Origin of the sequence: Flavobacterium hydrophilum, from assembly GCF_003202405.1 — a bacterium.
Classification (GTDB): Bacteria; Bacteroidota; Bacteroidia; order Flavobacteriales; family Flavobacteriaceae; genus Flavobacterium; species Flavobacterium hydrophilum.
The window spans coordinates 1,522,962-1,549,062 of sequence record NZ_QJHL01000001.1; the positions used below are offsets into that span (position 1 = coordinate 1,522,962).

The 26,101-nt window shown below is 32.5% G+C and carries 25 protein-coding genes; 24 read left to right on the forward strand and 1 reads right to left on the reverse strand.

The genetic code is table 11. From position 1 onward, the window contains the following. The first annotated feature begins 16 nt into the window (after nucleotides 1-16). The 17 genes from DMB68_RS05795 (at nucleotide 17) to DMB68_RS05875 (ending at nucleotide 17,396) form a co-directional block, all read left to right on the forward strand. Nucleotides 17-1,042 carry a glycoside hydrolase family 43 protein gene (locus DMB68_RS05795; protein ID WP_110345682.1) on the forward strand — a complete coding sequence of 342 codons (1,026 nt, stop codon included), beginning with the start codon at nucleotides 17-19 and terminating at the stop codon, nucleotides 1,040-1,042. Nucleotides 1,043-1,089: 47 nt separating this feature from the next. Continuing rightward, complete coding sequence (locus DMB68_RS05800; RefSeq protein ID WP_110345683.1) at nucleotides 1,090-1,788, forward strand: NUDIX hydrolase; 699 nt, start codon at nucleotides 1,090-1,092, stop codon at nucleotides 1,786-1,788. Nucleotides 1,789-1,955: 167 nt separating this feature from the next. Next, nucleotides 1,956-2,966 (forward strand): GntR family transcriptional regulator, encoded by a 1,011-nt coding sequence (locus tag DMB68_RS05805; RefSeq protein WP_196783682.1) that lies wholly within the window; start codon nucleotides 1,956-1,958, stop codon nucleotides 2,964-2,966. Between the two features lie 3 nt (nucleotides 2,967-2,969). Then, nucleotides 2,970-4,451 carry a xylulokinase gene (locus DMB68_RS05810; protein WP_110345684.1) on the forward strand — a complete coding sequence of 494 codons (1,482 nt, stop codon included), beginning with the start codon at nucleotides 2,970-2,972 and terminating at the stop codon, nucleotides 4,449-4,451. Nucleotides 4,452-4,460: 9 nt separating this feature from the next. Continuing rightward, nucleotides 4,461-5,786: a xylose isomerase gene (gene xylA / locus DMB68_RS05815; protein WP_110345685.1), complete on the forward strand. Its 1,326-nt coding sequence runs from the start codon at nucleotides 4,461-4,463 to the stop codon at nucleotides 5,784-5,786. Nucleotides 5,787-6,110: 324 nt separating this feature from the next. Next, nucleotides 6,111-6,767 (forward strand): fructose-6-phosphate aldolase, encoded by a 657-nt coding sequence (gene fsa, locus DMB68_RS05820; protein WP_110345686.1) that lies wholly within the window; start codon nucleotides 6,111-6,113, stop codon nucleotides 6,765-6,767. 270 nt (nucleotides 6,768-7,037) lie between these two features. Beyond that, complete coding sequence (locus tag DMB68_RS05825) at nucleotides 7,038-8,666, forward strand: GH35 family beta-galactosidase (RefSeq protein WP_110345687.1); 1,629 nt, start codon at nucleotides 7,038-7,040, stop codon at nucleotides 8,664-8,666. A 143-nt stretch (nucleotides 8,667-8,809) separates the two neighbouring features. Further along, nucleotides 8,810-9,556, forward strand: coding sequence for a HesA/MoeB/ThiF family protein (locus tag DMB68_RS05830; protein ID WP_110345688.1), 747 nt, complete (start codon nucleotides 8,810-8,812; stop codon nucleotides 9,554-9,556). Nucleotides 9,557-9,828: 272 nt separating this feature from the next. Next, on the forward strand, nucleotides 9,829-10,137 hold the full coding sequence (locus DMB68_RS05835; RefSeq protein ID WP_110345689.1) for an NHLP leader peptide family RiPP precursor: 309 nt from the start codon (nucleotides 9,829-9,831) through the stop codon (nucleotides 10,135-10,137). A 112-nt stretch (nucleotides 10,138-10,249) separates the two neighbouring features. Further along, nucleotides 10,250-12,241, forward strand: a complete 1,992-nt coding sequence (locus DMB68_RS05840; RefSeq protein WP_110345690.1) for an adenylate/guanylate cyclase domain-containing protein — start codon at nucleotides 10,250-10,252, stop codon at nucleotides 12,239-12,241. Nucleotides 12,242-12,331: 90 nt separating this feature from the next. Next, on the forward strand, nucleotides 12,332-12,664 hold the full coding sequence (locus tag DMB68_RS05845; protein WP_110345691.1) for a TOMM propeptide domain-containing protein: 333 nt from the start codon (nucleotides 12,332-12,334) through the stop codon (nucleotides 12,662-12,664). 100 nt (nucleotides 12,665-12,764) lie between these two features. After that, the gene (locus tag DMB68_RS05850) at nucleotides 12,765-13,118 is read left to right on the forward strand and encodes an NHLP leader peptide family RiPP precursor (protein ID WP_110345692.1); all 354 of its coding nucleotides are present in this window, start codon (nucleotides 12,765-12,767) and stop codon (nucleotides 13,116-13,118) included. Between the two features lie 26 nt (nucleotides 13,119-13,144). Beyond that, the gene (locus tag DMB68_RS05855) at nucleotides 13,145-13,504 is read left to right on the forward strand and encodes an NHLP leader peptide family RiPP precursor (RefSeq protein WP_110345693.1); all 360 of its coding nucleotides are present in this window, start codon (nucleotides 13,145-13,147) and stop codon (nucleotides 13,502-13,504) included. Between the two features lie 38 nt (nucleotides 13,505-13,542). After that, nucleotides 13,543-13,881 carry a class IIb bacteriocin, lactobin A/cerein 7B family gene (locus DMB68_RS05860; RefSeq protein ID WP_110345694.1) on the forward strand — a complete coding sequence of 113 codons (339 nt, stop codon included), beginning with the start codon at nucleotides 13,543-13,545 and terminating at the stop codon, nucleotides 13,879-13,881. Between the two features lie 30 nt (nucleotides 13,882-13,911). Next, nucleotides 13,912-14,262, forward strand: a complete 351-nt coding sequence (locus DMB68_RS05865; RefSeq protein ID WP_124019390.1) for a class IIb bacteriocin, lactobin A/cerein 7B family — start codon at nucleotides 13,912-13,914, stop codon at nucleotides 14,260-14,262. Between the two features lie 347 nt (nucleotides 14,263-14,609). Beyond that, the gene (gene lanM, locus DMB68_RS05870; protein WP_110345695.1) at nucleotides 14,610-16,157 is read left to right on the forward strand and encodes a type 2 lanthipeptide synthetase LanM; all 1,548 of its coding nucleotides are present in this window, start codon (nucleotides 14,610-14,612) and stop codon (nucleotides 16,155-16,157) included. Nucleotides 16,158-16,214: 57 nt separating this feature from the next. Next, nucleotides 16,215-17,396 (forward strand): glycosyltransferase family protein, encoded by a 1,182-nt coding sequence (locus tag DMB68_RS05875; protein WP_110345696.1) that lies wholly within the window; start codon nucleotides 16,215-16,217, stop codon nucleotides 17,394-17,396. Nucleotides 17,397-17,478: 82 nt separating this feature from the next. Here the strand turns inward: DMB68_RS05875 and DMB68_RS05880 are convergent, their stop codons facing one another. Continuing rightward, a complete protein-coding gene (locus tag DMB68_RS05880; protein WP_110345697.1) occupies nucleotides 17,479-18,243 on the reverse strand; it encodes a response regulator transcription factor in 765 nt (254 codons plus the stop codon). A gap of 398 nt (nucleotides 18,244-18,641) precedes the next feature. Between DMB68_RS05880 and DMB68_RS05885 the strand changes: the two genes are divergently transcribed. From DMB68_RS05885 to DMB68_RS05915, 7 genes are all read left to right on the forward strand, one after another. Next, the gene (locus tag DMB68_RS05885; RefSeq protein ID WP_165830099.1) at nucleotides 18,642-19,307 is read left to right on the forward strand and encodes a hypothetical protein; all 666 of its coding nucleotides are present in this window, start codon (nucleotides 18,642-18,644) and stop codon (nucleotides 19,305-19,307) included. Between the two features lie 58 nt (nucleotides 19,308-19,365). Further along, nucleotides 19,366-20,025 carry a helix-turn-helix domain-containing protein gene (locus DMB68_RS05890; protein WP_110345699.1) on the forward strand — a complete coding sequence of 220 codons (660 nt, stop codon included), beginning with the start codon at nucleotides 19,366-19,368 and terminating at the stop codon, nucleotides 20,023-20,025. 49 nt (nucleotides 20,026-20,074) lie between these two features. Beyond that, entirely contained in the window at nucleotides 20,075-20,413 is a 339-nt protein-coding gene (locus tag DMB68_RS05895) for an NHLP leader peptide family RiPP precursor (RefSeq protein WP_110345700.1), read from the forward strand. Between the two features lie 85 nt (nucleotides 20,414-20,498). Then, complete coding sequence (locus tag DMB68_RS05900) at nucleotides 20,499-21,020, forward strand: cyclic nucleotide-binding domain-containing protein (protein WP_110345701.1); 522 nt, start codon at nucleotides 20,499-20,501, stop codon at nucleotides 21,018-21,020. A gap of 20 nt (nucleotides 21,021-21,040) precedes the next feature. Next, nucleotides 21,041-22,609 (forward strand): TolC family protein, encoded by a 1,569-nt coding sequence (locus DMB68_RS05905; RefSeq protein ID WP_110345702.1) that lies wholly within the window; start codon nucleotides 21,041-21,043, stop codon nucleotides 22,607-22,609. A gap of 16 nt (nucleotides 22,610-22,625) precedes the next feature. Continuing rightward, a complete protein-coding gene (locus tag DMB68_RS05910; protein ID WP_110345703.1) occupies nucleotides 22,626-23,888 on the forward strand; it encodes an NHLP bacteriocin system secretion protein in 1,263 nt (420 codons plus the stop codon). Between the two features lie 9 nt (nucleotides 23,889-23,897). Continuing rightward, a complete protein-coding gene (locus tag DMB68_RS05915) occupies nucleotides 23,898-26,099 on the forward strand; it encodes an NHLP family bacteriocin export ABC transporter peptidase/permease/ATPase subunit (protein WP_110345704.1) in 2,202 nt (733 codons plus the stop codon). Nucleotides 26,100-26,101: the final 2 nt, after the last annotated feature.

Sequence of the window (26,101 nt, forward strand, 5' to 3'; positions counted from 1 at the left end):
AAACAAAAATACGACTATGCCTGAAGATAGCATTGAACAGATTAATTTTGAAACAATTAACAAAATAGCCATATCGCAACCTTTAGTTAAACACATGTATACTGCTGATCCTTCAGCACACGTATTTAACGGAAAAATTTATATTTATCCATCTCATGACATCGATGCCGGGATTCCGTTCAACGATAACGGGGACCATTTTGGAATGGAAGATTACCATGTGTTTTCTATGGAAAATATAGAATCCGCAGTAATAGATAATGGTGTAGCCCTCCATGTGAACGATGTTCCCTGGGCAGAAAAACAAATGTGGGCTCCTGATGCTGCCTGCAAAAATGGCAAATACTATTTGTATTTCCCGGCCAAACGTGCTGACGGAATTTTTCAGATTGGAGTTGCTATTAGTGATTCACCAACAGGTCCGTTTATTCCGGAACCGGAAGCAATTAAAGGCAGCTATACAATTGATCCGGCAGTTTTTGAAGACGAAGACGGAAAATTTTATCTTTATTTTGGAGGTATTTGGGGAGGTCAGCTTCAAAAATACAGAAATAATAAATTCTCTGAAGAAAACGAAGAGCCTAACAAAAATGAACCGGCATTAGGACCAATAGTAGCTTTATTAAATGATGATATGAAGCAATTTGCCGAATCTCCGAGAGAAATTAAGATTCTGGACAGAAATGGTGAAGTTTTATTGGCAGGTAATAATGAGCAGCGCTTTTTTGAAGGTCCATGGATGCATAAATACAATGGCAAATATTATTTATCCTATTCAACAGGTGATACGCATTTTATTTGTTATGCAATTGGTGATAATCCTTATGGGCCATTTACATACCAGGGACGAATTTTGAATCCCGTAATTGGCTGGACCACGCACCATTCTATCTGTGAAGTAGAAGGGAAATGGTATCTTTTTTATCATGATTCCAGTCTTTCAAAAGGTGTTACTCATTTGAGATCTATAAAAGTAACTGAAATCACTTATAATGAAGATGGTTCGATAAATACGATTGATCCATATGGCAAAGAAAAGTAGATAAATTTTTGTTATCGAAAAAAGCAGGTACTTTAATTTAATTTTCTATGAAAACGAATGAGGATAGAAAAACAAATACTGCCAGACATTATTTTATTAGTATTGATTGTGTGATATTTAATTTTGATCAAGGTGGATTAAAGGTTTTATTGGTTAATGATCAGAATGAAAAAGAAAATTGGAGATTGCCAGGTCATTTGATTTCTGAGGGTGAGACGATTGAAAGCACTTCAAATCAGATGTTAAGGAAATATGTCGGTGCTGAAAAATTTTATGCAGAACAGCTTAAAGTTTTTAATCCTATTTCGCAATACTCCTCATCAGATGAGATTACAATCGGATGTTTTGCGTTGGTAAAAAGTGACAATCATTATTTGAAAAATGATTTAAAATTATCCGAAGTTCAGTGGTGCAAAATTGATGAAGCTTTAAATTTAAACGACAAGCATCGCATGATACTTGATTATAGTTTAAAGGAATTAAGAAGCCGTATTTGGCAAAGTACCATTGGATTTAATTTATTGCCTGAAAAATTTACATTATTACAGGCTATGCAACTGTATGAAAAAATTTTGGGAATAGAAATGAATAAATCGAATTTTAGACGAAAAATATTTAAAATGGGTTTAGTTCTGGATATAGACGAGAAGGAGGAAGATGTTTCACACAGAGCTGCTAAGTTCTACAAATTCAATTTAGAGAATTATGAACAATTAGAACAACGTGGGCTTAATTTCAAGTTTTAGCTAAACAATTCAAATGATTAAATCTAAATAGTATTTCAGTTTGTTTATCTGTTTTAACAAATATGCAAGGCAGAGATCTTTTTAGAAGATAACAAATTTCATGGAAAAAATATTTTTTTATAAAAAACAAATACCTACTTTAGCAGACCAGAACAGAACGGAACAGTATGATAAACGAAGAGCAACAAAAGTTTGTATTTGTAATTAATCACGATAGTGATATTCCGAAATATCAGCAATTGGTAAACGGAATAAATAATGCGATTTCAGAAAACATTTTACAAAAAGGAGATTTGCTTCCGTCTGTGAATGCTATTTGTAAAGAAAATCAGTTATCGAGGGATACTGTTTTTAAAGCGTATTCAATTTTAAAGGATCAGAAAACAATTGATTCTGTTCCGAATAAGGGATATTATGTTTCAGGAGAAACCAGAAAAGTGCTTTTGGTATTAGATACTTTCAAAGCCTATAAAGAGGTTTTGTATCACTCATTTGTGAATAATTTGCCTGACAATGTTATTACGGATGTACAATTTCACCATTATAACATTGATGTTTTTAAAACCATCATTAATAATAGCGTTGGAAAGTATTATAAATATGTGGTAATGAATTTTGATGATAAAGAAGTATCATCAACCTTATCGGCCATTTCAAATGATAAATTGCTTTTAATTGACTGGAATATACATTCAAAAAAAGAAAATAATTATGTCTTTCAGGATTTTGGAAAAGCATTTTATAGTTCATTGAAAGAAGCTACTGATTTATTTAAAAGGTATAAAAGTATCTGTTTTGTTTATCCGGATTATACGAATCATCCAAAAGAAACATTAGATAATTTCAAGAAATTTTGTACTGATTTTAATTTTAAAAATGAAATTATCACAGATCCGAAAAAGTTTGATATTGAAAAAGGAATCGCATATATCAGTATCAGTGACAGGATTTTGGGACACTTTTTAGAACAATGCAAAGAGAAAGAACTTGAACCAGGTCAGGATGTTGGTTTTTTATCTTACAATGAAACTCCAATGAAAAAATTTATATACAAAGGAATTTCGGTTGTCTCAACTGATTTTAAGGAAATAGGAACAAAAGCAGCAGCATTTATTACGCATGACGAGGTTATGCAATGTTATGTACCAACAAATTTAATATTAAGAGAATCTTTATAAATTATGTATTATATCGGATATGATATTGGAAGCTCTTCAGTCAAGGTTGCCTTGGTTGAAGCAGCAACAGGCAAAAAAGTAATTGTACTGAATGAGCCGCAAAACGAAATGGAAATCTTGTCATTGCAGCCGGATTGGGCAGAACAGGATCCTGAAATGTGGTGGCAGTACATTTGTACAGCTACAAAAAGAGCTATTAAAGAAGCTAATGTTGACGCTTCGAAAATTAAGGGTATTGGTATTTCGTATCAAATGCACGGATTAGTTGTTGTGGACAAAAACGGAAAATCGTTGCGCAATTCAATTATCTGGTGTGACAGCCGTGCGGTTGAAATTGGTAACAAAGCTTACGCTGAAATCGGAGCTGAAAAATGTGCTGAACATTTGTTGAATTCACCTGGAAATTTCACAGCTTCAAAACTAAAATGGGTTAAAGAAAACGAACCTGAAATTTACAGCAAAATTGATAAATATATGCTTCCTGGAGATTACATCGCTTTGAAATTGACAGGCGAAGTAACGACTACTAAAAATGGTTTGTCAGAAGGAATGCTTTGGGATTATAAAGAAAATAAGGTAGCTGACTGGCTATTGGATTATTACGGAATAAATCAGTCACTGACACCAAATATTGTAGAGAACTTTACAAATCAGGGTGTAGTTACTCAAAAAGGTTCTCAGGAATCAGGACTTCCAGCTGGAATTCCAATTGTTTACAGAGCCGGAGATCAGCCAAACAATGCATTGTCATTGAATGTGTTGCGTCCCGGAGAAGTAGCGGCAACCGGAGGGACTTCAGGCGTTTTTTATGCCGTTACTGAAACAAATTCGGGCAAAAGTACTCGTGTAAACAACTTCGTTCATGTAAATTATTCCGAATCAAATCCGAGAGTTGGAAAATTGCTGAACATTAACGGAGCCGGAATCCAATACAGATGGATGCGCAACAATACCGGAAATGAGTCTTATGAAGAAATGAACGAAAAGGCATCTCAGGTAAATGTGGGTTCACAAGGATTGGTTGTAATTCCGTTTGGAAATGGTGCTGAAAGAATGTTTAACAATAAAAATATCGGTTCTCATATTTTAAATCTGAATTTTAATATTCATACCAATGCTCATTTATACAGAGCATCTTTGGAAGCAATTGCATTTTCATTCGTATACGGAATGGAATGTTTAAAAGATGACAATGCCAAAATTAATGTGATCAGAGCCGGGAATGATAATTTATTTCGTTCAGAAATTTTCTCGAATACCATTGCAACTTTAATTGGGCATGAAATTGAAATCTACAACACAACCGGCGCAGTAGGAGCAGCCAGAGCAGTAGGTTTAACTGATGGAGACTTTGAAAAATTTGGCTCAGATATTACAACCCACGATCATGTGATGACCTTTTTACCATTAAAAAACAAAGAGGAATATGAGAAAGCATATCAAAACTGGAAAAAAGAATTAGAATTAATATTAACAAACAAATAAAAAAATAGAATGATAACTTTAGGAAATAAAGAATACTACAAAGGTATTGGGCAAATTAAATTTGAAGGAAAAGAATCTGATAATCCGTTAGCATTTAAATATTATAATCCGGATCAGGTTGTTGCAGGAAAAACAATGCGTGAACACTTTAGATTTGCGATTGCATACTGGCATACTTTCTGCGGACAAGGAAGTGATCCGTTTGGACCAGGAACACAAAATTTTGCATGGGATCAGTCTTCAGACCCATATCAGGCTGCAAAAGATAAAGCAGATGCTGCTTTTGAATTTATCAGCAAAATGGGATTTGATTATTTCTGTTTCCACGATTACGATTTGATTGCTGAAGGAGCAACTTTTGCTGAATCAGAAAAACGTTTAGCATTCATTACTGAATATTTGAAAGAGAAAAAAGCAGCATCAGGTATTAAATTACTTTGGGGAACTTCAAACTGTTTCTCAAATCCAAGATTCATGAACGGAGCAGCTACAAATCCTGATTTTAATGTTGTAGCAAGAGCCGGAGGACAAGTAAAATTAGCTTTGGATGCCACTATCGCATTAGACGGAGAAAACTATGTATTCTGGGGAGGTAGAGAAGGTTATATGTCTTTACTAAACACAGATATGGGTAGAGAACTAGACCACATGGCACAATTCTTAACAATGTCAAGAGATTATGCAAGAGCACAAGGATTCAAAGGAACTTTCTTTATCGAGCCAAAACCAATGGAGCCATCTAAACACCAATACGATTTTGACTCTGCAACCGCAATCGGTTTCTTAAAAGAATACGGTTTAGATAAAGATTTCAAAATCAATATTGAGGTTAATCACGCAACATTGGCGCAACACACTTTTCAACACGAAATTGAAGTGGCAGCAAAAGCGGGAATGTTAGGAAGTATTGATGCTAACAGAGGTGATTATCAAAACGGTTGGGATACGGATCAGTTTCCAAATAATATTCAGGAGACAACAGAAGCAATGTTAGTATTCTTAAAAGCAGGTGGATTACAAGGTGGTGGAGTTAATTTTGATGCAAAAATCAGAAGAAACTCTACAGATTTAGAAGATGTTTTCTTAGCTCACATTGGCGGTGCTGATACTTTTGCAAGAGCATTACTTACTGCAGATAAAATCATTACTTCTTCTCCTTATGAAAAATTAAGAAAAGAAAGATACAGTTCATTCGATTCAGGAAAAGGTAAAGATTTCGCTGATGGAAAATTAAGCCTTAAAGACCTGTATACTATCGCAAGTGAAAATGGAGAATTAAATCTTCAAAGCGGTAAACAGGAATTATTTGAAAATATCATCAATCAGTATATTTAATCGACTGAAAGAAAAATAATTTTCGGTTTTATAAAACCGAAATCATGATTGTTTTGTAGTTTTTTATCTCTGGCAAATATTTAGGTTAGTGTATTTGCCAGAGAAAATTCGGTGAATTATTTTAGTAATTTTAGCCGTTGAATGTTGAAGATTCAACGGCTATATCATTATTTTCTTCAAAAAAAACAGTCTCTCGGCTGTTTGCATGGTGAATTCTCTTCACCAATTTTCATTTTTAATTACACATATTTATTACTCGTTTCTAATTCATTTTTTGAATAGGAATTACATTATTATTAATCAAAAAAAATAAACCACAAACGAATGAAATTTTTTATAGATACAGCAAATTTAGAAGATATTAGAGAAGCCCAGGCGATGGGTGTTTTAGATGGAGTTACTACAAATCCGTCATTGATGGCAAAAGAAGGTATTGCAGGCAAAGAAAATATTTTGAAGCACTATCTTGATATTTGCAATATTGTAGATGGTGATGTTTCTGCCGAAGTTATTTCAACAGATTATGAAGGTATGGTGAGAGAAGGAGAAGAGCTGGCAGCTTTGCACAAACAAATTGTAGTCAAACTGCCTATGATTGGGGATGGTGTAAAAGCCTGTAAATATTTTTCATCAAAAGGGATCAGAACGAATGTAACTTTGGTGTTCTCGGCAGGTCAGGCATTATTAGCAGCCAAGGCCGGAGCTACGTATGTTTCACCTTTTCTAGGAAGACTGGATGATGTTTCTACAGACGGGATGCATTTGATTGAAGAAATCAGAGCCATTTATGATAATTATAATTATGAAACGCAAATACTTTCAGCTTCTATCAGACATACGATGCACATCGTAAATTGTGCCAAAATTGGATCAGATGTTATGACCGGACCTTTATCTGCAATTAAAGGTTTATTAAAACATCCATTAACTGATATTGGATTGAAACAATTTGTTGAAGATGCAAAAAAAATGAATCTTTAAAGTAAAATTTATTAAATATAGGTCCTTAAATCATTTTGAAGTAGTTTATATGGTATTATTTTACGAGCCAGCTTCAAATGTTGACTGAATATTAGTTTTGAAGGTAAAAACCTAAAATAAGACTCCAGACAAACTATAGTCTTTAGAATTTATTATAATGAATCCGTATTAACATCTCAATTCCATATGAGGTTTTGATATGGATTCGTTTTTTTTAAATTCCCTTTCACACGAATTTGAAAATTGATTTTTAATATTAAAAAATACATTATGTTTAATTTTAAAAAAAATAGATTTGTTTTATTGGCTTCATTAATAATTCAGTTTGGATTTGCTCAGGAAAAGATTCCCCATCTTCATAAAAAAGGGAATAAAACCCAGTTAATTGTCAACGGTAAACCGTTTATTATTCGGGGAGGAGAATTAGGGAATTCTTCTGCAACAAGTATAGAAAGTATGGAGCCAATCTGGTCAAAACTGACTGAAATGAACCTGAATACTGTTTTGACTCCTGTTTATTGGGAACTCATAGAACCTCACGAAGGCAAATTTGATTTTTCTTTGGTAGACGACCTGGTTCTTAAAGCCAGAAAAGAAAATTTAAAATTGGTATTTCTTTGGTTTGGATCCTGGAAAAACAGTATGTCAAGCCATGCTCCGGACTGGGTGAAATTGAATCAGAAAAAATATCCTAGGGTTAAAGATGACAAAAATAAAAGCCATGAGATTTTGACTCCTTTCAGCGAGAATAATTTAGAAGCCGATTTAAAAGCTTTCCAAAAATTAATGGGCCATATTAAAGATTTTGACCAGAAGGAACAAACGGTCATTATGGTTCAGGTTGAAAATGAAATTGGAATGTTACCAACAGCAAGAGATTATTCTTTAACGGCAAATGAAGCTTTTAATAAGCAGGTTCCTGATGAACTATTAAGATATCTGCAAGCAAACAAAGAAAAACTGGTGCCAGAGTTTTTTGAGGTTTGGAAAAAAAATGGTTTTAAAACCTCTGGAAACTGGGAACAGATTTTTGGAAAAGGATTGCAAACAGATGAGATTTTCATGGCGTGGTTTTTTGCAAAATTCACTAATCGAATAGCTAAAGCCGGAAAAGATACTTACGAAATTCCATTATTTGTAAATGCAGCCTTAAACGCCCCTGAAAAAAAACCGGGAGAATATCCTAGTGCCGGTCCGTTACCACATTTAATGGATGTTTGGAAAGCCGCAGGAACTTCAATCGATCTACTTTCTCCGGATTTCTATAATCCTTTGTTTAAACACTGGAATGATTTATTTACGCGTCAGGGTGATCCGTTGTTTATTCCGGAACATAAGTTTGATGCTACCGCACCATTCAAAGGTTTATATGCAATTGGACATTATGAGGCAATAGGTTTTTCACCTTTCTCAATTGAATCTGTTGCCGATGCTAAAAAAGAACCTTTAGGAAAAATATATGATTTGATCAGACAACTAACTCCTACAATTGAAGCTAACAAAGGAAGCGGGAAAATTGAAGGGGTTTTATTAGACAAGGAAAATAAATCGCAAATAATTCAATTAGGTAATTACGAATTTACTTTTAAACATGACTATACTTTAAATTGGTCAGATGGCGCCAAGGATGAAATTTGGCCAATGACAAGCGCTATAATTATTGAAATAGGTGCTGATGAGTTTTATATTGCCGGATCAGGAATTGTAGTGACTTTTAAACCTTTAAAAAACAAATCTCTTAATGCCGGAATATTAAAAACAGATCAGGGCAGATTCGAAAATGATGTTTGGAAAACTGTTCGGCATTTTAACGGAGACCAAACACATCAGGGGAGACATGTTCGAATTGCCGTAGGAGATTATGAAATTCAGAAACTTAAGTTATATACTTATGAATAATATAGTCCTGAATCAACATAAGACTTTAACAACTTTATGCTGAAATCCAAAAACAGATTTTTTGTAATTGATTAATCTTTAATTATTTAACTTTTGTTCAATTATGTAAAGGTGCTTTTTTAATTATTTTCGTAAGAAAATATATGAAAAACAGATATGATCGAAACAGACTTTATATAATCGAAGAGGAACAGAAATTAATAAAAAACACTTCTATATTATTAGCAGGAGCCGGTATTGGCAGTGTCATTGCAGAATGTTTATTGAGGTTAGGCTTTGAAACCTTAACTATAATTGATGGTGATATTGTAGAACTCTCCAATTTAAACAGACAAAATTATATTGAAAAAGATATATCGATATCTAAAGTAGAGGCTCTTAAAGAAAGACTACTTTTAATCAATAGTGAAGCAAAAATTACGATTCATAATTGCTTTTTAACACCCGATAATGTTGATCAGTATATTGATGGCCATAAAATTGCTATTAATGCACTGGATTTCACTTCTAAAGTTCCGTTGCTTTTTGATTCCCTATGCCAAAAGAAGAACATACCAGTTCTGCATCCCTATAATTTAGGATGGGGAGCACTGGTATTGGTAATTTCAAAAGATCAGGGACTGCATATTTTAGAAAAACCAAATGAACCATTTAACGAAGTCAATGTAGTCGACTACGTTTCAAATTACATGAGATACTCAGAAAATCCGCAGGAATGGCTTGAAGAGATAATAGATAAATATAAAAAAGAAAACAAAAAACTCTCTCCGCCCCAGTTATCAATTGCATCGTGGCAGGCAGCAGCAGTTTGTGCTACAATTGCTTTTGACATTGCTACTAATAAATCAATAAAAATTTTTCCGGAATTTTATTTTACGACCATCAGATAGTGACATTAAAATTAAAAAAACCTCTATTTTCAATACTTTAGAATATATTTTTCTTCCTAATTAAAGACTGTGCCGGATTTTGTTCTGCACAGTTTTTTTATTTAGAAATAAATCCGGCAATAGTATATAAAAAAAATAATTACAAAAGACTACCAAAAAAGGTAATAAATAAGTTATTTGGACTTTTGTCAGTCTATTTGGCAATTCTATATTATTTAATGCTAATAATTTTACAAGAGTAAAAAACAAGTTTAATCTAAAATATAGAAAAAATGGAATTAATTAATGATCAGAAAATTTTGGAATCCATTGTCAAAAAAGCATGGGAAGATTCCGTTTTTAAAAGCAATTTATTAGCGAGTCCGGTTGCAACATTAGAAAGTTTTTTAGGAAAACCAATCCATCTGCCTGATGGAAAAACCATTACTGTCGTAGATCAGTCAAACGCAGCTGTAATCTTTATTAATATTCCCGCTGACCCAAATGTATATTTTGAAGACGTGGAATTATCCGAAGAGCAATTAGATATAATTTCTGGTGGAGGCGGAGACGGACAAACGCCTCCAATTATTGTTAAATAGTTATTTATACAGAAGAAATTAAAAGGAATTCTATTTAGAATTTTAATTATGGGATAAAGACGTATATGCTCATTTTGAGTATATACGTTTTGAATTTAAATTAAGATCATCAATGAAAATTTTACACACCTATCTGTTTTTTCTTTTTCTGATGTTTGGAACAAGTATGAAATTATGTGCGCAAACAAATGTGCCACATAAACAAATTATACATCATACCCCTGAAAACAAAAAAATAGCTGACAGTTTGTTGCGTATTGGAGAAAAGCATCAGGATGCCGGAAAATTTTCAGAAGCAATGATCTTGTTCGAAAAAAGCCTGAAAATATACCAAAAATTAGGTGATCAAAAGGGAACTGGCGACAGCTTTAATAAAATTGCAACCACACATTATTATCAGGGAGATTATTTAAAAGCGCTTTCTTACTACACAAAATGCAAAGAAACCTATGAAAAAATTAATTTCAAAAAAGGAATTTCTTCTGCATTAAATAATATGGGTGCCGTTTATTATTATTTAGGAAATTATCCAAAAGCGCTGGAATATTATAATCATGCCATTAAAATTCAAAAAAAAATAGGAGATAAAAAAATAATCGCTGCAACTACCCAAAACATTGGCGGAATCTATATTGATATTAAAGATTATGCCAATGCAATGATTTACTCCCAAAAAGCCAACGCAATTTACAAAGAGTTAAAAGATTCAACAGGAATCTCTCATAACTTAAATGGTGCTGGAAAAATTTATATGATGCAAAAGCAGTATTCTAAGGCTTCCGATTATTTTAATCAGGCTTTAGCAATTGCTGAAAAAATTAATGATGAACAAAAAAAGATAGAAGTCCTTTATAATTTAGGGGAACTATTTCATATTCAGGGTAATCTTACCAAGTCTTTATCTTACTATAATGACTGTTTAAAATCATCACAAAAAATTAATAGTTTACAATATATTGGTACTTCACAAGTAGCTATCGGAACTATATTAAATGAATTAGGAGAAAATCATAAAGCCATTGTGAAATGTAAAACAGGACTTGAAATTGCAGAAAACTTAGGAGCCATATCTGTAAAAAAAGAAGCCTGCAAATGTCTTTATGAAGCTTATAAATCTTCTGGAAATGCTAAATCGGCTCTTAATTTTTATGAAAAGTCTAATGCTTATGACGATAGTTTGCAGTCAGAAGAAACATCCAATAAGATATTAAATATGGAGTTTCAAAAGGAACTGTTAATGGACAGTATTGCATATGTTACCAAAGAGCATACTATTGAACTCAGACATAAAGAAGAAGTTGAGAAGAAAGAGGAACAAAGAAATTTAATTATTATTTCTTTAGGCTTTATAGTATTGATAGCTATTGCTTTGTGGAATAGACTAAACTATGTCCGAAAATCCAGGGAAGCTTTAAAAATAGAAAAAGATCGCTCAGAAAAGTTATTACTAAATATTCTTCCGGAAGAAATAGCCGAAGAATTAAAAGAAAAAGGCTTTGTGAATGCCCGGGATTTTAATTTGGTTTCTATTCTTTTTACTGATTTTAAATCCTTTACACAAACTGCCGAAAAAATGTCACCACAAGATCTTGTTGAAGAAATTAATGTTTGTTTCAAGGCATTTGATTTAATTTCAGACAAATTCAATATCGAAAAAATTAAAACTATAGGCGACTCTTACATGGCTGCTGGCGGAATACCTAATCCAAATAAAGATTCACTAAAAAACATTGTACTGGCAGGATTAGAAATGCAGGAGTTTATGACAGAGAGGAAAAATCAAAACTCAAATATAAATAAGCCAGCTTTTGAAATGCGCCTGGGAATACATGCCGGACCAATTGTAGCCGGAATTGTTGGGGTGAAAAAGTTTCAATATGATGTCTGGGGTGATACTGTAAATACTGCAAGCAGGGTAGAAAGCAATGGAATGGCAGGTAAAGTAAACATAAGTGAATCTCTTTATAATCTTATTAAAGATGAAAAGTGTTTCCTGTTTGAATACAGAGGTAATATTTATGCCAAAGGAAAAGGTGAAATCAAAATGTATTTCGTAGAGAAAAATATCTTTTTTGCCGATAAAAAGACTTTATTTATCGATTAAATACATGATTAAGTGTTTTTTGTCAGTTTATTTGGCATTTTTATAATGTAATGGAATTCTAATTTTACATTGTAGAAAAGGAAATAAATCATGGAACAGAAAAAAGAAGAAGAGGTTTTAAGATTAATAATATCCAAAGCTTGGGAGGATATTAATTTTAGAAAAAGCCTGGTTTCAGATCCAATAAAAGCAATTGAAGATTTGACAGGCGCAAAAATTGTTTTACCTGAAGGAAAGACACTCGTAATTAACGACCAGACTGATAAAACTAAAGTTTACGTGAATATTCCAAGTGAACCCAATATTGAAGATATTGAACTTTCAGAAAGTGAATTAGAGATAATTGCCGGAGGAGGCCAAACAGTATGGCCAGACTTGATTAACTCTTTATTTCCCGCCTTAAAAAATTACATCATAGTATAATCTCTGAAGGGCTTTAAGTCAAATTTTAAAGATTTAGTTTCTTAAATCAACCCTTCATTTACCCATATTTTACGAATAATCACTTTAAAAAATTATTATCATGGAATTTACAAAAGAACAAAAGCTGTACGCAGAAATTGTACAAAAAGCATGGGAAGATGCTGAATTTAAAAAAGAATTAGTAGCAAATCCTGTAGCTGCCATTGAAAAATTTACAGGAAAAAAACTGAATTTGCCAGCTGGTAAAACGTTTGTTGTAAGAGATCAGACAGATGAGTCTGCTGTTTATATCAACATTCCTGCTGCTCCTAAAAAATCGGTTGATGCAGAATTAAATGATGCACAATTAGAAGCTGTAGCCGGAGGTATTATAGGACCTGGAGGCTGTATACTTTTACCTCCTGGACCTTGGAATCCAACTCCTACTTTTCCTAAAGATATAGTTCTTTACTAAAATATTAACCCAAAACCTTTTAAATCATGGAATTTACGCAAGAACAAAAATTGTATGCAGAAATTGTACAAAAAGCATGGGAAGATGCTGAATTTAAAAAAGAATTAGTAGCAAACCCTGTAGCTACTATTGAAAAATTTATTGGTAAAAAATTGAATTTACCAGAAGGGAAAACATTAGTGGTAAGAGATCAGACTGATGAATCTGTGGTTTATATTAATATTCCTGCTGCAAAACAACTGGAAGATGCTGAATTAAACGCAGAGCAATTAGAGTCAGTAGCCGGAGGGTTACAGACTATTGCAATCTGGCCTCCAATTTCGGTAGTTCCAAAATGGCCACCTATCATTTGCTTTCCTCCAGGACCAGAACCAGAACTATTCTAAATTCATATTTATTATTAACAAATTAAAATTATAAGATCATGGAAATTACACAAGAACAAAAATTAAATGCACAAGTAGTACAAAGAGCATGGGATGATGCACAATTTAAGAATGAGTTGATAGCAAACCCTGTTGAAACAATTGAAAAATTAACAGGTCATAAAATTAGTTTACCAGAAGGTCAAAAACTAGTAGTAGCAGATCAATCAGATGAGTCTACGGTTTTCTTTACTATTCCAAGAAAAGTTGATGTCAATAATTTAGAGTTAACAGAAGAGCAATTAGAATTGGTTGCTGGTGGAATTACTCCATTACTTCCTGCAATTGGATACGGTATCTGTGTTGGTATTGCGATTTATGCAGCATCTCATCAATAAAAACGAATATAGAATTTAAATTTAAGAAACATGAAATTTACAGCAGAAGTACAAGAAAAAGGAGCAGAGTTAATGAAAACTCTTGCGCAAAAAGCATGGGAAAGCACAGCTTTTAAAGAGCAATTAGTAAATAATCCTGTGGCAACAATTGAACAAGTTACAGGCAAAACGCTTCCTACGGATAAAAAAATTATAGTAGATGATCAAACAGACGAGTCTGTGATTTACTTTAATATTCCGGCAAAAGTAAACTTTGATGAATTAGAATTGACTGAAGAGCAATTAGAAATGATTGCTGGTGGAATTACCCCTGTACTTGGTGCATATGCATTAGGAGTAGGTATCGGTTTAGGATTATGCTGGGTTGCATCTCATATCTAATTTGAACAAAATTTTTAAGATGATTGAACAGCCATTCTACCAGAATGGTTGTTTGATTTTCTTATAAAAAGTATATTTATGTTTTAAAAATAATAAATCATGAGAAATAATAATTTCAGGTTTCCTGCAATAATCATAGCGGTAATATTGGGTGTTGTAATCTTTAAACATTTTAATTTCAGTACACTGACATTCAAAACACTTTGGTTAGATATTATTTACATTATAACATTTGTAGTACTGTTGTTTTTTATATTCAGGAATAAAAGAATATAGAATGTATTATTAAAAAAAATAAATACTCATTTAACGATACACGAAAACTGCCAAATATTTAAGCAATTAAAATGAATAATCAAACTACATATTTGCTCAGGGATGAGTTTGAAACAATACCATTTGTTGACATAATATTGCCATATACCTATAACTTTTTAGAAAAACTTGAAGTAATAAATATCTCAGGTGAGCTAATTAACAAGTTACACTTAACTCTGTTACAGCAATTAGGCGTAATAGCAGAAGTAACGCTACAAGAAGAATTAGATTCCTATAAAAATAATAAGGGTGAAAATTATCAGGAATTTGTAGAAATAACGATTTCATTATTAGAAGTCAAATATCCTGTATTAGATAAAATATTAAAAACAAAATGTGATTATTATTTAATACAAGTACAAAAGATTTTTTTAAATTTTGATAAAGATTTTCCAGTTATTTCCAGGACTTTCTCCATAACAGCAGCAAAAAACAAACAAATCAAAGACATAGATACCAGTCTTGGTGATGGGCACAATGGCGAAGGCACATCCTTAATAACATTATTGGATGGAACAAAACTGATATACAAACCGGGAAATCTTCATATAACTAATTCATACAATAAATTTATTGATTGGGTTAACCAAAATTTAAATACAGATTTGAGAACTTTCAAATGTGTAAGCTGTGAAAATTATGGCTGGTTGGAGTTTGTTACTTATGAGCCTGTTAATTCTCCTGAAGAGTTTCAGGAATATTATTACAAGGCAGGAATTCTTTTAGCGATTTCCTTTCTTTTGGGGAGTAAAGATTGTCATTATGAAAATATAATAGCATCAGGTAAAAATCCTATTTTAATAGACCACGAAACTATTATTCAACCGCTTTTTGCAAATCAGTCAATTCTTAGTTGGGATGAGAAAAACAAGGTACCGCTTTTATCTGTGTTAGAAAGTATGTTAATAGCTAATCAGGATACAGGAGTTCCATCAGAATGTGTTGGATTTGGTATTAGAGGATCTATTGAAGCTATGGATATAGAGAGGAAACTATTGAAGCCAAATACAATTGATTCTAATAGAGATGTACGTATTGTTTTCAGAAAACTTGTAAAAGAAAATGTACCATTTTATAACGATACCCTTGTATTTGCTAATAGTTATGAAAATTATTTCATAGAAGGCTTTTCAGTTACATACAATTTATTTATGAATTCGAGAGAATTTTTGATGTCTGCTCAGTCTCCAATAATGCTATTTCATAATCAAAAAATACGTTATGTATGGAGGCCAACGTTCATATATTTCAGAATTTTAAAACACATGAGAAGTGCAGCTTTTATGTCAGGTTTTGAGGTATATAGTTCAAAACTACACGAATTATTATCAAAAGCTTATCAAAAAGAAAGTTTCAAAAATTTTAAATTTATTCTCGATTCTGAAATGGATCAAATGTTAAATGGTGATATACCCTTTTTTAGCCTTAATAGTCAGGATCATCATTTAGAAGACGATAAATCATTTAATATTTTTAAGTATAGCTGTATTGAGAATATTAAATGCAGGATAGATTCATTATCTACCCATCACAAAAATGAACAAATTGAATACATCAAAAAGTGGATTAAAATATAAATATCAGCAAGTGAAATAAGCCATTTATCTTTTTTAAATTAATAAAACAATAATTTTATGAATATTCTAACCATCCCATATATCGCAGGAGGAATTTCACATTTAATTCCTTTATATGTTCTGCAACAAAAATACTTAAGAAGTAATGTTGAGATTAAAAATCAGTTTTTAGTTAATAATAATTCGCAAATCTTTTTGAAGATGCAAGGTGTCAACTGTGTACCGGTAGATTATACTTTTGAAGAAAACATAATTGCATCTAAAGATTTTGGAAAAATTAATGAACGTTTAATTGAAATGGAGCAGGAAGCTTACGATATAGTTAAACCAACACTTATTATTGAGGATACGGCTTGTATTACTCCTTTGATTGCTGAGAAAAACCATATACCGAGAATTTCCATTCAGCGTACCGGAATTTTTAGAGCTATTGATAAGCGCTACAGAAATCCGAACCACGTACATTCTTTTCAGAAAGGCAGTAATGTTGATAAATCTGAAAGTTTCTCAAATTCTTATAATGCAGAAGCATCATTTTTTAACAAGACTGATTTGGGATTTTTAGAACAATATGTAAAACCGAAAGTTAAGATTATTCCAGGAATCTCAACAATTGAGCGTTTACCCGAAAATATAGAAGAAAGGGATTCCTATTTTTACTGTGGACCACTTCTTGTTATGGATAAGCCTTCTAAAAATCTATCTGAAAAATTAGAGGAGTTTTTAAATAACAATAAACAAAAACCTATAGTTTTTATTACTACTGGCACGATAGATCGAACTCCTATAGAAAATTTTATAGAGTTCTTTGTGAAGCGCAACTACGCTGTTATAACTACTTGTAATTGTGAAATAAATGATAAGTACAAAGAAGAAGTTTTTTATAATAGATTGTTTCCATTAAATTATATATGTGGAATTTCAAATTTAGTAATTCATCAATGCAGCGCCTCAATTTACCATTATCCAATAATGAACAGAGTAGCTTCCTTAACAATTGGTACTCAGTGTTATGATCGGGAAGATATAGCATTAAGGCTTCAGGAACTTGGAGTTTCAGGGCACATTCCTCATCCTGACGATAATTCTGACTACTGGAACGTTTTTCTTGAATTGGTAGACAGGTTTGAAAAAAATACACTGTCAGATTTTAATATGATACATAAACTTCGTGATGAAATAAATGAAACAATGTCAAATTTTGAAATGGACAAAGTTATTCAGTATGCATTAGCATAAAAAATATTAATGAACTTTTATTGATAGTTAAATTTATATCTAAACATAAAAAGAATGTAAGATAGTCATAGAACGTTATTAACTAAATTAGTTTATTATTTGTAGCATATACAATTGCTTCAGAGATATTTGTTACTTCTAATTTTTCAAATAATTTTCTTCTGTGGAATTTTACGGTATCAGGAGAGACAAATATTTCATTTGCTATTTCGTTTATAGTAAATCCTCTGGTAGAAAGCTGTAAAATTTCTTTTTCTCTTTTGGATAAGGATGTTTTTTCCGCATCTTCCCAAAAGTCCTGATTAAGATTGTAATTAAAGACTTTATTTACACCGTTTTTATAGATTTTAATATTCCCTGCTTTACGTTCAGACGATAAAGAAATAATACATATTGCCTTCCATATTTTTCCCGTATCAGTTAAAAATACCGGGGTAAGTTTTTGGTTTATTAAAATCAGTTTCCCCTCTTTATTTTTTAAATGAAAATCATACGTTATGGTATATAGTATTCTTTCAGTAATGGGTAATTTTTCATAAAAATCAAAACCGGCAGAATTAATTTTAAGCAATAATTCTAAATCGGCTTCAGGAACATGTTTGAAATAAAAAGAATATCCCATGTCCAATACTTCTTCAGCTGTATTACCACATAGAAATAAAGGATTGTCTGAAACAAATTCAAAGCCTTGTTTTAAGTAATCTATGACATAAATACTAGTGTATGTGGCCCTTGAAAATGCTTTTATTGGTTCTAAATATTCTAAATGTTTTGTTTTCTCTTCATTAGTTAATCCGTGAATTGTATTTCTGGAATCAAAAAACGAATTTAAATCTGCTGCATTCATCTCAAGTAGGTTTTACCCAAATTTAACTGTTTTTTATTATGTATGAAAATAATTACATATTTATCAAGGGTTTTTATCAAATGAAAAATAGATAAGAGGGTTGTTTGAATAAAATTTATGTTTTTAACTGAATTACAGATAATTAAATCTTAAATAAAAAAATCGAAAATTCATAAAACAGAGACTATAAATTTCAAAAGTTAAAATTACTCCAATATTCATCAAATTATAACCCTGAAGTATTTTTACAAGCTACTTATCAATACAATATCTTCAAGAATTTAATGTTGTGAGAACTCTACACAAAAGTGTAGTTTATTGATATAGAACAAAATACTACTATTTGGTGTAGTCATATAAAGTCTAATCAAAATTAGCTTTGATATAAACCAACAGCCATGACTATGATACAAAGTTATTTAGAAAGATTAGAGTTAGATCAGCTAACTGAATTAGCAAAGTTTGTAGTTGAAGAGAATTTCAGTCATCATTGCGAAAATGTAACTACAAAGGAACTTATAACCGATACTCAGGAAGTGTATGACGAAGAATTAAATTATTTTAAGAATTCTGAAATTTTCGTTGCCAAAGATTTTTCCGGAAACATTCAGGGTTCCATACGGGTAATCAAATGGGATTATAAAGCAAAACTCCCTCTTCAGAAAATTTTTAATATCGATCCGCTGACTGTATTGAATTATTCTGAGAAATTATCTTCAGTGTGGCATATTGGAAGATTTGCTACAAAAAAAGATATTAAAGACAGAACATTATTCAGAAGGTTAATGGTATGTGCCATTGCCCCAATATGTGAACAAAAAGATGGTGTTGCTTTTGCTGAATGCGACAGTAAACTATTAAGGATTATGAACCTGCTTGGAATAAAAACAGAGATTATTGGAAACTCAGTTAATTATTTAGGTTCAGAAACCATTCCAATATCGATGTGCTACGACGGACTAAAAGAATTTTATCATAGCAACAAGTATTTAGTCACATCACAGCATATAGACAAAATATCCAGTCAGATATTTGATAATGCTCAATATCCATATCAAGCTTAATTTTTATTCCGTAACAGATTGCTAAAATAATTGAATAACCAATTAATTTCCCGGTAAAATGATAAATCAAATTTCAAAAAGTACTACAATAGATTGGTCATCTCCTGATGTTCTAAATCAGATTGTTCAAAATATTAAAAATCCATTAGATACCATCATTACAGCCAGTAAACCAGATACTGTTGACAATAAAAAATCTCAAAATGAGATTATATTTTCCAGCAGTAAACAAATAAATGATCTCATTGAAGAAATTTTAAAAGAAATCAAATCAAAATCTGTTAGCCTGACAATTCAGGGACGTCCTGATATTTTTGAAATTTATGAATCCAATAAAAATGTTCAGGGCTTATGTCTGAATAAAATAAATCCGCAAAAGGTTACAAAATTAGATCAGGACTGGTTAATAAATTTAGAAAAAGAGATTTACAATTCAATTAACCAAAATGATATGAATTTGTATGAACTATCATACAAAATGGCAGTTAGTGAAAGACAATTGCATAGAAAAATAGCAAGCTTAGTTCATTTAACACCCAATAAGTACATACGTATCCTGCGATTGCATAAAGCAAAACATCTGATTGATAATTATATTCAAAATTCAATTTCGCAAGTTGCATATTCTGTGGGCTACAATGATGTCCATTATTTTTCAAAATTGTTTTCAGGCCAATATGATATTTCTCCTAAGGAATTAATAAATTCTTTGAGATGAAATTATAAAAACAATTATTACCAGCAAAAATAAATTTAAAAACAAAAACATGATATTAACAGAAGAACAAAAAAGAGGTCAGGATGTATTTTTCAGGATCATAACAGAAGCCTGGGAAAATGATAATTTCAAAAAATCATTACTTACAAATCCTGAAGAGACACTGGAAAAGTTTTTTGGAAGAAGTTTACCAACCGGAAAAAAAATTAAAGTAGCTGACCAGTCAAATCCAGAGTACATATACATAAATATTCCTGTAAAACCACAGATGAAGGATGTAGAACTGGATGAAAAAAAATTAGATACTGTTAGTGGCGGTTCATCAAATGGAACAGGTATGACTGATTATGAAAGTTTGTATGATTCTTTACGAAGCATTTATAAGTAATATATTAATGTCAGAGCTATCAGAGTTTTTGTCTTAATCAACAGTATGAATTCAAATAAATTAGTACAACCTTAACAAATACATTATGAAAAGAGCACTTTTTTTCTTAGGCCAGTTAGATAGCAGAGATGTAGAATGGATGATCCGGAACGGCCAAAAAATTGAATTAGGAATTGGAGAAAAACTGATTCAAAAAGGCAATTTTATAGACAGCCTTTATATCATATTATCAGGTCAGTTAGCTGTGTGTGCAGAAAACGGTGATAAGGAGGATATTGCAACATTAGGATCCGGAGAAGTGGTAGGCGAAATGTCATTTCTGGAAACAAGGCCTCCTTCAGTTTCAGTAATTGCAAAAAAGGCATCGACAGTATACAAAATTTCAAGACAGGTTGTAGAGCTGAGGCTTTCAACAAACCCTGATTTCAAGGCTAATTTTTATTATGCACTGGCATTATTTCTTTCTAACAGGTTAAGAAAAACTACGGATCAGTTAGGATACGGTACGCCAGAAGAAGAGGATTTAATTGACACAAAAATATTAGACGGAGTTGCACAGGCCGGTTCTCGTTTTGGACAAATTTTGAATAGGTTTTCTCAGGCATAATAATAAAGATCAGAATTTATATGAGGGCTTACTATTTCTTTTTTACTATATTGATTGGTGCTTTTACCAGTATATACAGTCAATCTAAAATTAAATGTGATTTAATTGAAATTTCAAGCATTGCATTTAATAAAAATCCAAATATTATAAGCACTTATTATGCTGTACAAAATGCAGAAGCAGGCGTTCAGGTACAGGCTGGCACATTTGATTATAATTTGAATTCAGGGCTTTCTTACCAACGAAGCCGTTATAATCTTTATGACGCTGATCCCAGAAACGAATTTATTGACAGTCCCTTAAAATCCAATTCAGTTGATTTTTCGGCGAACCTGTTAAAAAGATTCCGGACATCACAAATTGCAGAAGTAAGCTTACGCTATCTTTATAAAGACAGCAATTTTCCGTTTAATAACTTTAATGAATTTGTAGGACCTTTTTACGGTAACCATACCGGAGTTGTAAATTTTTCATTGACGCAACCGCTTTTAAGGGGGCGCGGAAAACGAATTGCAACAACAGGAGAAAGAATTTCAAATCTTTATATTGATAAAAATAAAAACGAATATGAGTTTACAAATTCATATGAAATCTTGCAAATAGGGCTTGCCTATTGGAGTTATTATACTGCCTTTAAAAGTTTAGATGTTTATATACAGAATGAAGCCCGGGTGCGAAATTTGTTAGAAATGACAAATGAACTGGTTAAAGCTGATAAAAAACCGCAGGGCGATCTGGCTCAAATTAATGCCGATTTAACCAATCAGGAAAGATTAACCGTTGTTGCCAGGCAAAATTTATATAATGCAAGACTAAATTTAGGAAGAGCCATTGGTTTATCTGAGCAGGAAAGCCAGCAATTAGATGATCCTGTGAATGATTTTCCGGCAGTTGCACAAAGCGGTTATAAACAAAATAGCAATAAAGAACCTTTTCTAAAAGCGGCAATAGAGAACCGCGGGGATTTAAAAGCAGTTAAAAAGGTAACTGAAGCTATAGAACTTCAGTATCAATTGGCAGAAAACAATTTGAAGCCTCAGCTGGATTTGACCGGATTTGTTTATTACGGAAGCACCAGTAACGGAAACGGAATAGATAAAACATTGTCTTCTTTTGTCAATAATCAGGGACAGGATGTTGGAGGAGGAGCTAAACTGACTTTTTCATTTCCATTAAATAATAACATAGCAAAAGGTAATTATTCGATAAGTAAAATCGCAGTCAAAGATCAGGAAGTGATTGCAAATAACACTCAGAGAAACATTGAGTTAAATATCAATATTGCACTTAATAATTTAAGTAATAGTGTCCTGATTCTTGAAAAAGCAAAAGAATCGATGATGTTTTATCAGCAGGCCTTTAATAATGAACAGGAGAAGTTTCAAATTGGCCTTACAACACTATTTAATTTGATGCAGTTTCAGGAAAGATTTACGTATTCAGAATTAGAATATCTGAATGCAGAGCAGCAGTTTTCAAATGCAATTATAAGTCTAAGACATGAAACAGGTACACTTCTTTCAAAAGAAAAACAGGATTTGAGCGTGCTTCAAAATGCTTTTTATACAGTTCCCAACATAGAAAATTAACCAAAATAAAGAAATCATGTCGGCAAGTTTTTTCAGAAAATCGGCGTTAGAAAAGCTTTCTACACCAGAAAAATTAGATCAGTTAATTAAAGTTACAGGACCAAAAGCCTGGATAGCATTGGTTACAGTTGCATTGGCGTTATTTACCGGAGTAGTTTGGTCGTTTGCAGGTACTGTAAAAACAAAGTTGGATGCCGTTGGAGTGGTATTAGGAGGTGAAGTGCATGAGGTTGTAGCAACTTCACAAGGACAGTTAGTAGAATTAAAAGTGGCTGTTGGAAACAAAGTAAAAAAAGGAGATATTATAGCAACTATTAAACAACCTGAGTTGTCCCAACAAATAGAAGATGCTAAAGCAGTGGTTTCAGACCGAAAGTTCGAAATGGGGAAATTATCATCTTATGGAAATCAGGGTACGCAGCTGCAAAGCGAAATGATCAAACAGACACGTGTCAGTATTCAGGGTGAAATCGAATCTGAAAAAAAGAAATTATCATTTTTAAACAATCAGCTGGAATCTGAGACTGTCCTTCTAAACAAAGGTTTGATAACAAAATCTGAAGTAGCCGGTACAAAACAGCAAATTGAAACCTCAAAAAATAATATCGAAAGACTGAAAGGCCAAAAAGTTGAAACATCAAACCAACAGCATAATCTGGGTTTTGATATGCAACAGAAAGTTACACTTCAGCATCAAAGAATTGCGGAAGCCGAAAGAAATTTGCAGTTCCTTACGGAACGTTATGATACTCAAAGAAATATAAAAAGCCCTTATGACGGAGAAGTTGTCGAAGTTTTGACCGATGCCGGAGTTGTTGTAGGTGCCGGAACTCCATTATTCAAACTCAAAAATCTCCATCAAACTTCAGAATCCAAATTAAAAGGAGTGCTTTATATTCCTTCACAGGACGGAAAAAAAATTAAAAAAGGAATGGAAGCTTTGGTAGTTCCTTCTACCGTACAGCCCCAGGAGTATGGCTTTATAAAAGGAAAAGTGACCTATGTTTCTGATTTTCCGGTAACACAACAAGGAATGCTGACCTTAGTTAAAAACGATCAGTTAGCAAAAAGTCTTTTAGCTGCCGGAGCATTGTTTGAAGTTCATGTAGATTTTGAAATTGATACGGAATCGTACAGTGGTTTTAAATGGACTTCAGCAAAAGGTCCTGATGTTTTTATAAAAGAAGGGACTTCATGTATGGGGAAAGTGACCATAAAAGAAGAGCCTCCGGTAACTATTGTAGTTCCTGCATTCAAGAAATTTTTTGACTTATATTAATACATACAAATGGCAACCAGTTCAACTTTTGTTATCGAAAAACAAGCCCGGCCCGTTAAGGTTCCAACTGTTTTACAGATGGAAAGTGTAGAATGCGGTGCAGCGGCGCTTAGTATTATTTTAGGTCATTTTGGAAAATTTGTTCCTTTAGAAAAATTAAGAATATCCTGTGGGGTTTCCAGAGACGGTTTAAAAGCAACCAATATTTTAAAAGCAGCCAAAGAGTTTGGACTGGACGGCAAAGGTTATGCAAAGTCTATAGAAAAATTGATGATGATTAAAATGCCTGCGATTATTTTTTGGAATTTTAACCATTTTTTAGTTTTAGAGGGCTTTACTAAAAACAAAGTATTTTTAAGTGACCCTGCGCAAGGAAGATATTCTGTAACTCATCAGGAATTTGACGATTGCTATACAGGGGTAGTTTTAACTTTTGAAACCAATACCGCTTTTGAGAAAGGGAATGAAAAACGAGACTTAATTTCTTCGTTATTATCAAGGGTAGCCAATTCCAGGTGGAGTATTACCTATATTATTCTGGCAAGTTTGTTTTTAATAATTCCTGGCTTAGTAATTCCGTCTTTTCTTAAGGTTTTTATAGATAAATATCTCATTAATAATTTTTCGGGATTTGTAATGCCATTGCTTTTGATTATGGGAGCAATATTGATTATTAATGCTGTTTTGGTTTATCTCCAGCAATATTTTTTACTCAAATTAGAAACAAAACTGGCATTAGTTACATCCAGTAAATTCCTTTGGCATGTTTTTCATTTGCCAATAGCTTTTTTTACACAGCGTTATAGCGGAGAAGTTGGTAACAGGGTTTCGCTGAACGATAAGGTAGCGAAATTATTAAGTGGTGATCTGGCAAATGCTGCTCTGAATGTTATTGCGGTATTATTTTATGCAGCCCTAATGTTCTCCTATGATGTTACCCTTACATTAATTGGAATTTTCATGGCAGGATTAAACATTTTAATTTTAAGATATGTTTCAACGGCCAGAAAAGACGGAAGCCGCAGATTGAGTAATGAAACTGGAAAACTCTTAGGAACCACAACTTCCGGAATTAGTATGATTGAAACACTAAAAGCCTCAGGAAGAGAAAATGATTTTTTTACGAACTGGATAGGATATCTGGCAAAAGTAATGAATGCCCAGCAAGAATTAGGATGGTTAACAATTAGATTGAATGTTATGCCAAGTCTGATTACATCGTTAACTAACGCATTAATTTTAGGAATAGGAGCTTTGCAGATTATGAATGGAGAAATGACTCTGGGAGCTTTGGTTGCTTTTACTTATTTAATGTCAAATTTTATCAATCCTGTAAATCAGCTTGTGAGTGTAGGAACCATGCTTCATGAGACAGAAAGTGATATGGGACGAATTGACGATGTTTTAAACTATGAAATCGACAATCAGTTTAGAGAAAAAGAGCAAAATGAAAATAGTAAACAAGACAATAATCAACAGATAAAAAATAAATTAATTGGATACTTTGAAATGAAAAATGTCACATTTGGATACAACACCACAATGCCGGCATTGATTGAAAATTTCAATTTAAAACTAAGACCCGGAAGCAGAGTAGCTCTAGTAGGAGGCTCTGGAAGCGGCAAATCGACTATAGCGAAAATAGCTTCCGGTCTTTATGATCCATGGAATGGAGACATTTTACTTGATGGTAAAAACAGAAAAGAAATTCCAAGAAATGTTATTACAAGTTCATTGGCAGTTGTAGACCAGGATGTAATTGTTTTTAATGGCACTATTAAGGAGAATATCTCTTTTTGGGATTCAATGATTCCTGAGAAACACATTATAAATTCTGCCCGTGATGCCGTTATTCATGATGTTATTGCGGCCCGAAGCGACGGATATGACAGTTTTGTAATGGAAGGCGGAACTAATTTTAGCGGAGGACAGCGCCAGCGTATTGAAATTGCAAGAGCCTTAGCCGGAAATCCGACTATTTTGGTAATGGATGAAGCAACCAGCGCCTTAGATCCTACAACCGAAAAAACAGTAATGGATAATATCAAAAAAAGAGGATGTACCTGTTTGATTGTAGCTCACAGATTAAGCACCATAATTGATTGTGACGAAATAATTGTCATGGAGTATGGAAAAATAGTGGAGCGGGGTTCTCATCAGGAATTATTAAAGTTAAACGGTGTGTATTCACATCTGATTGAAACAAAATAAAT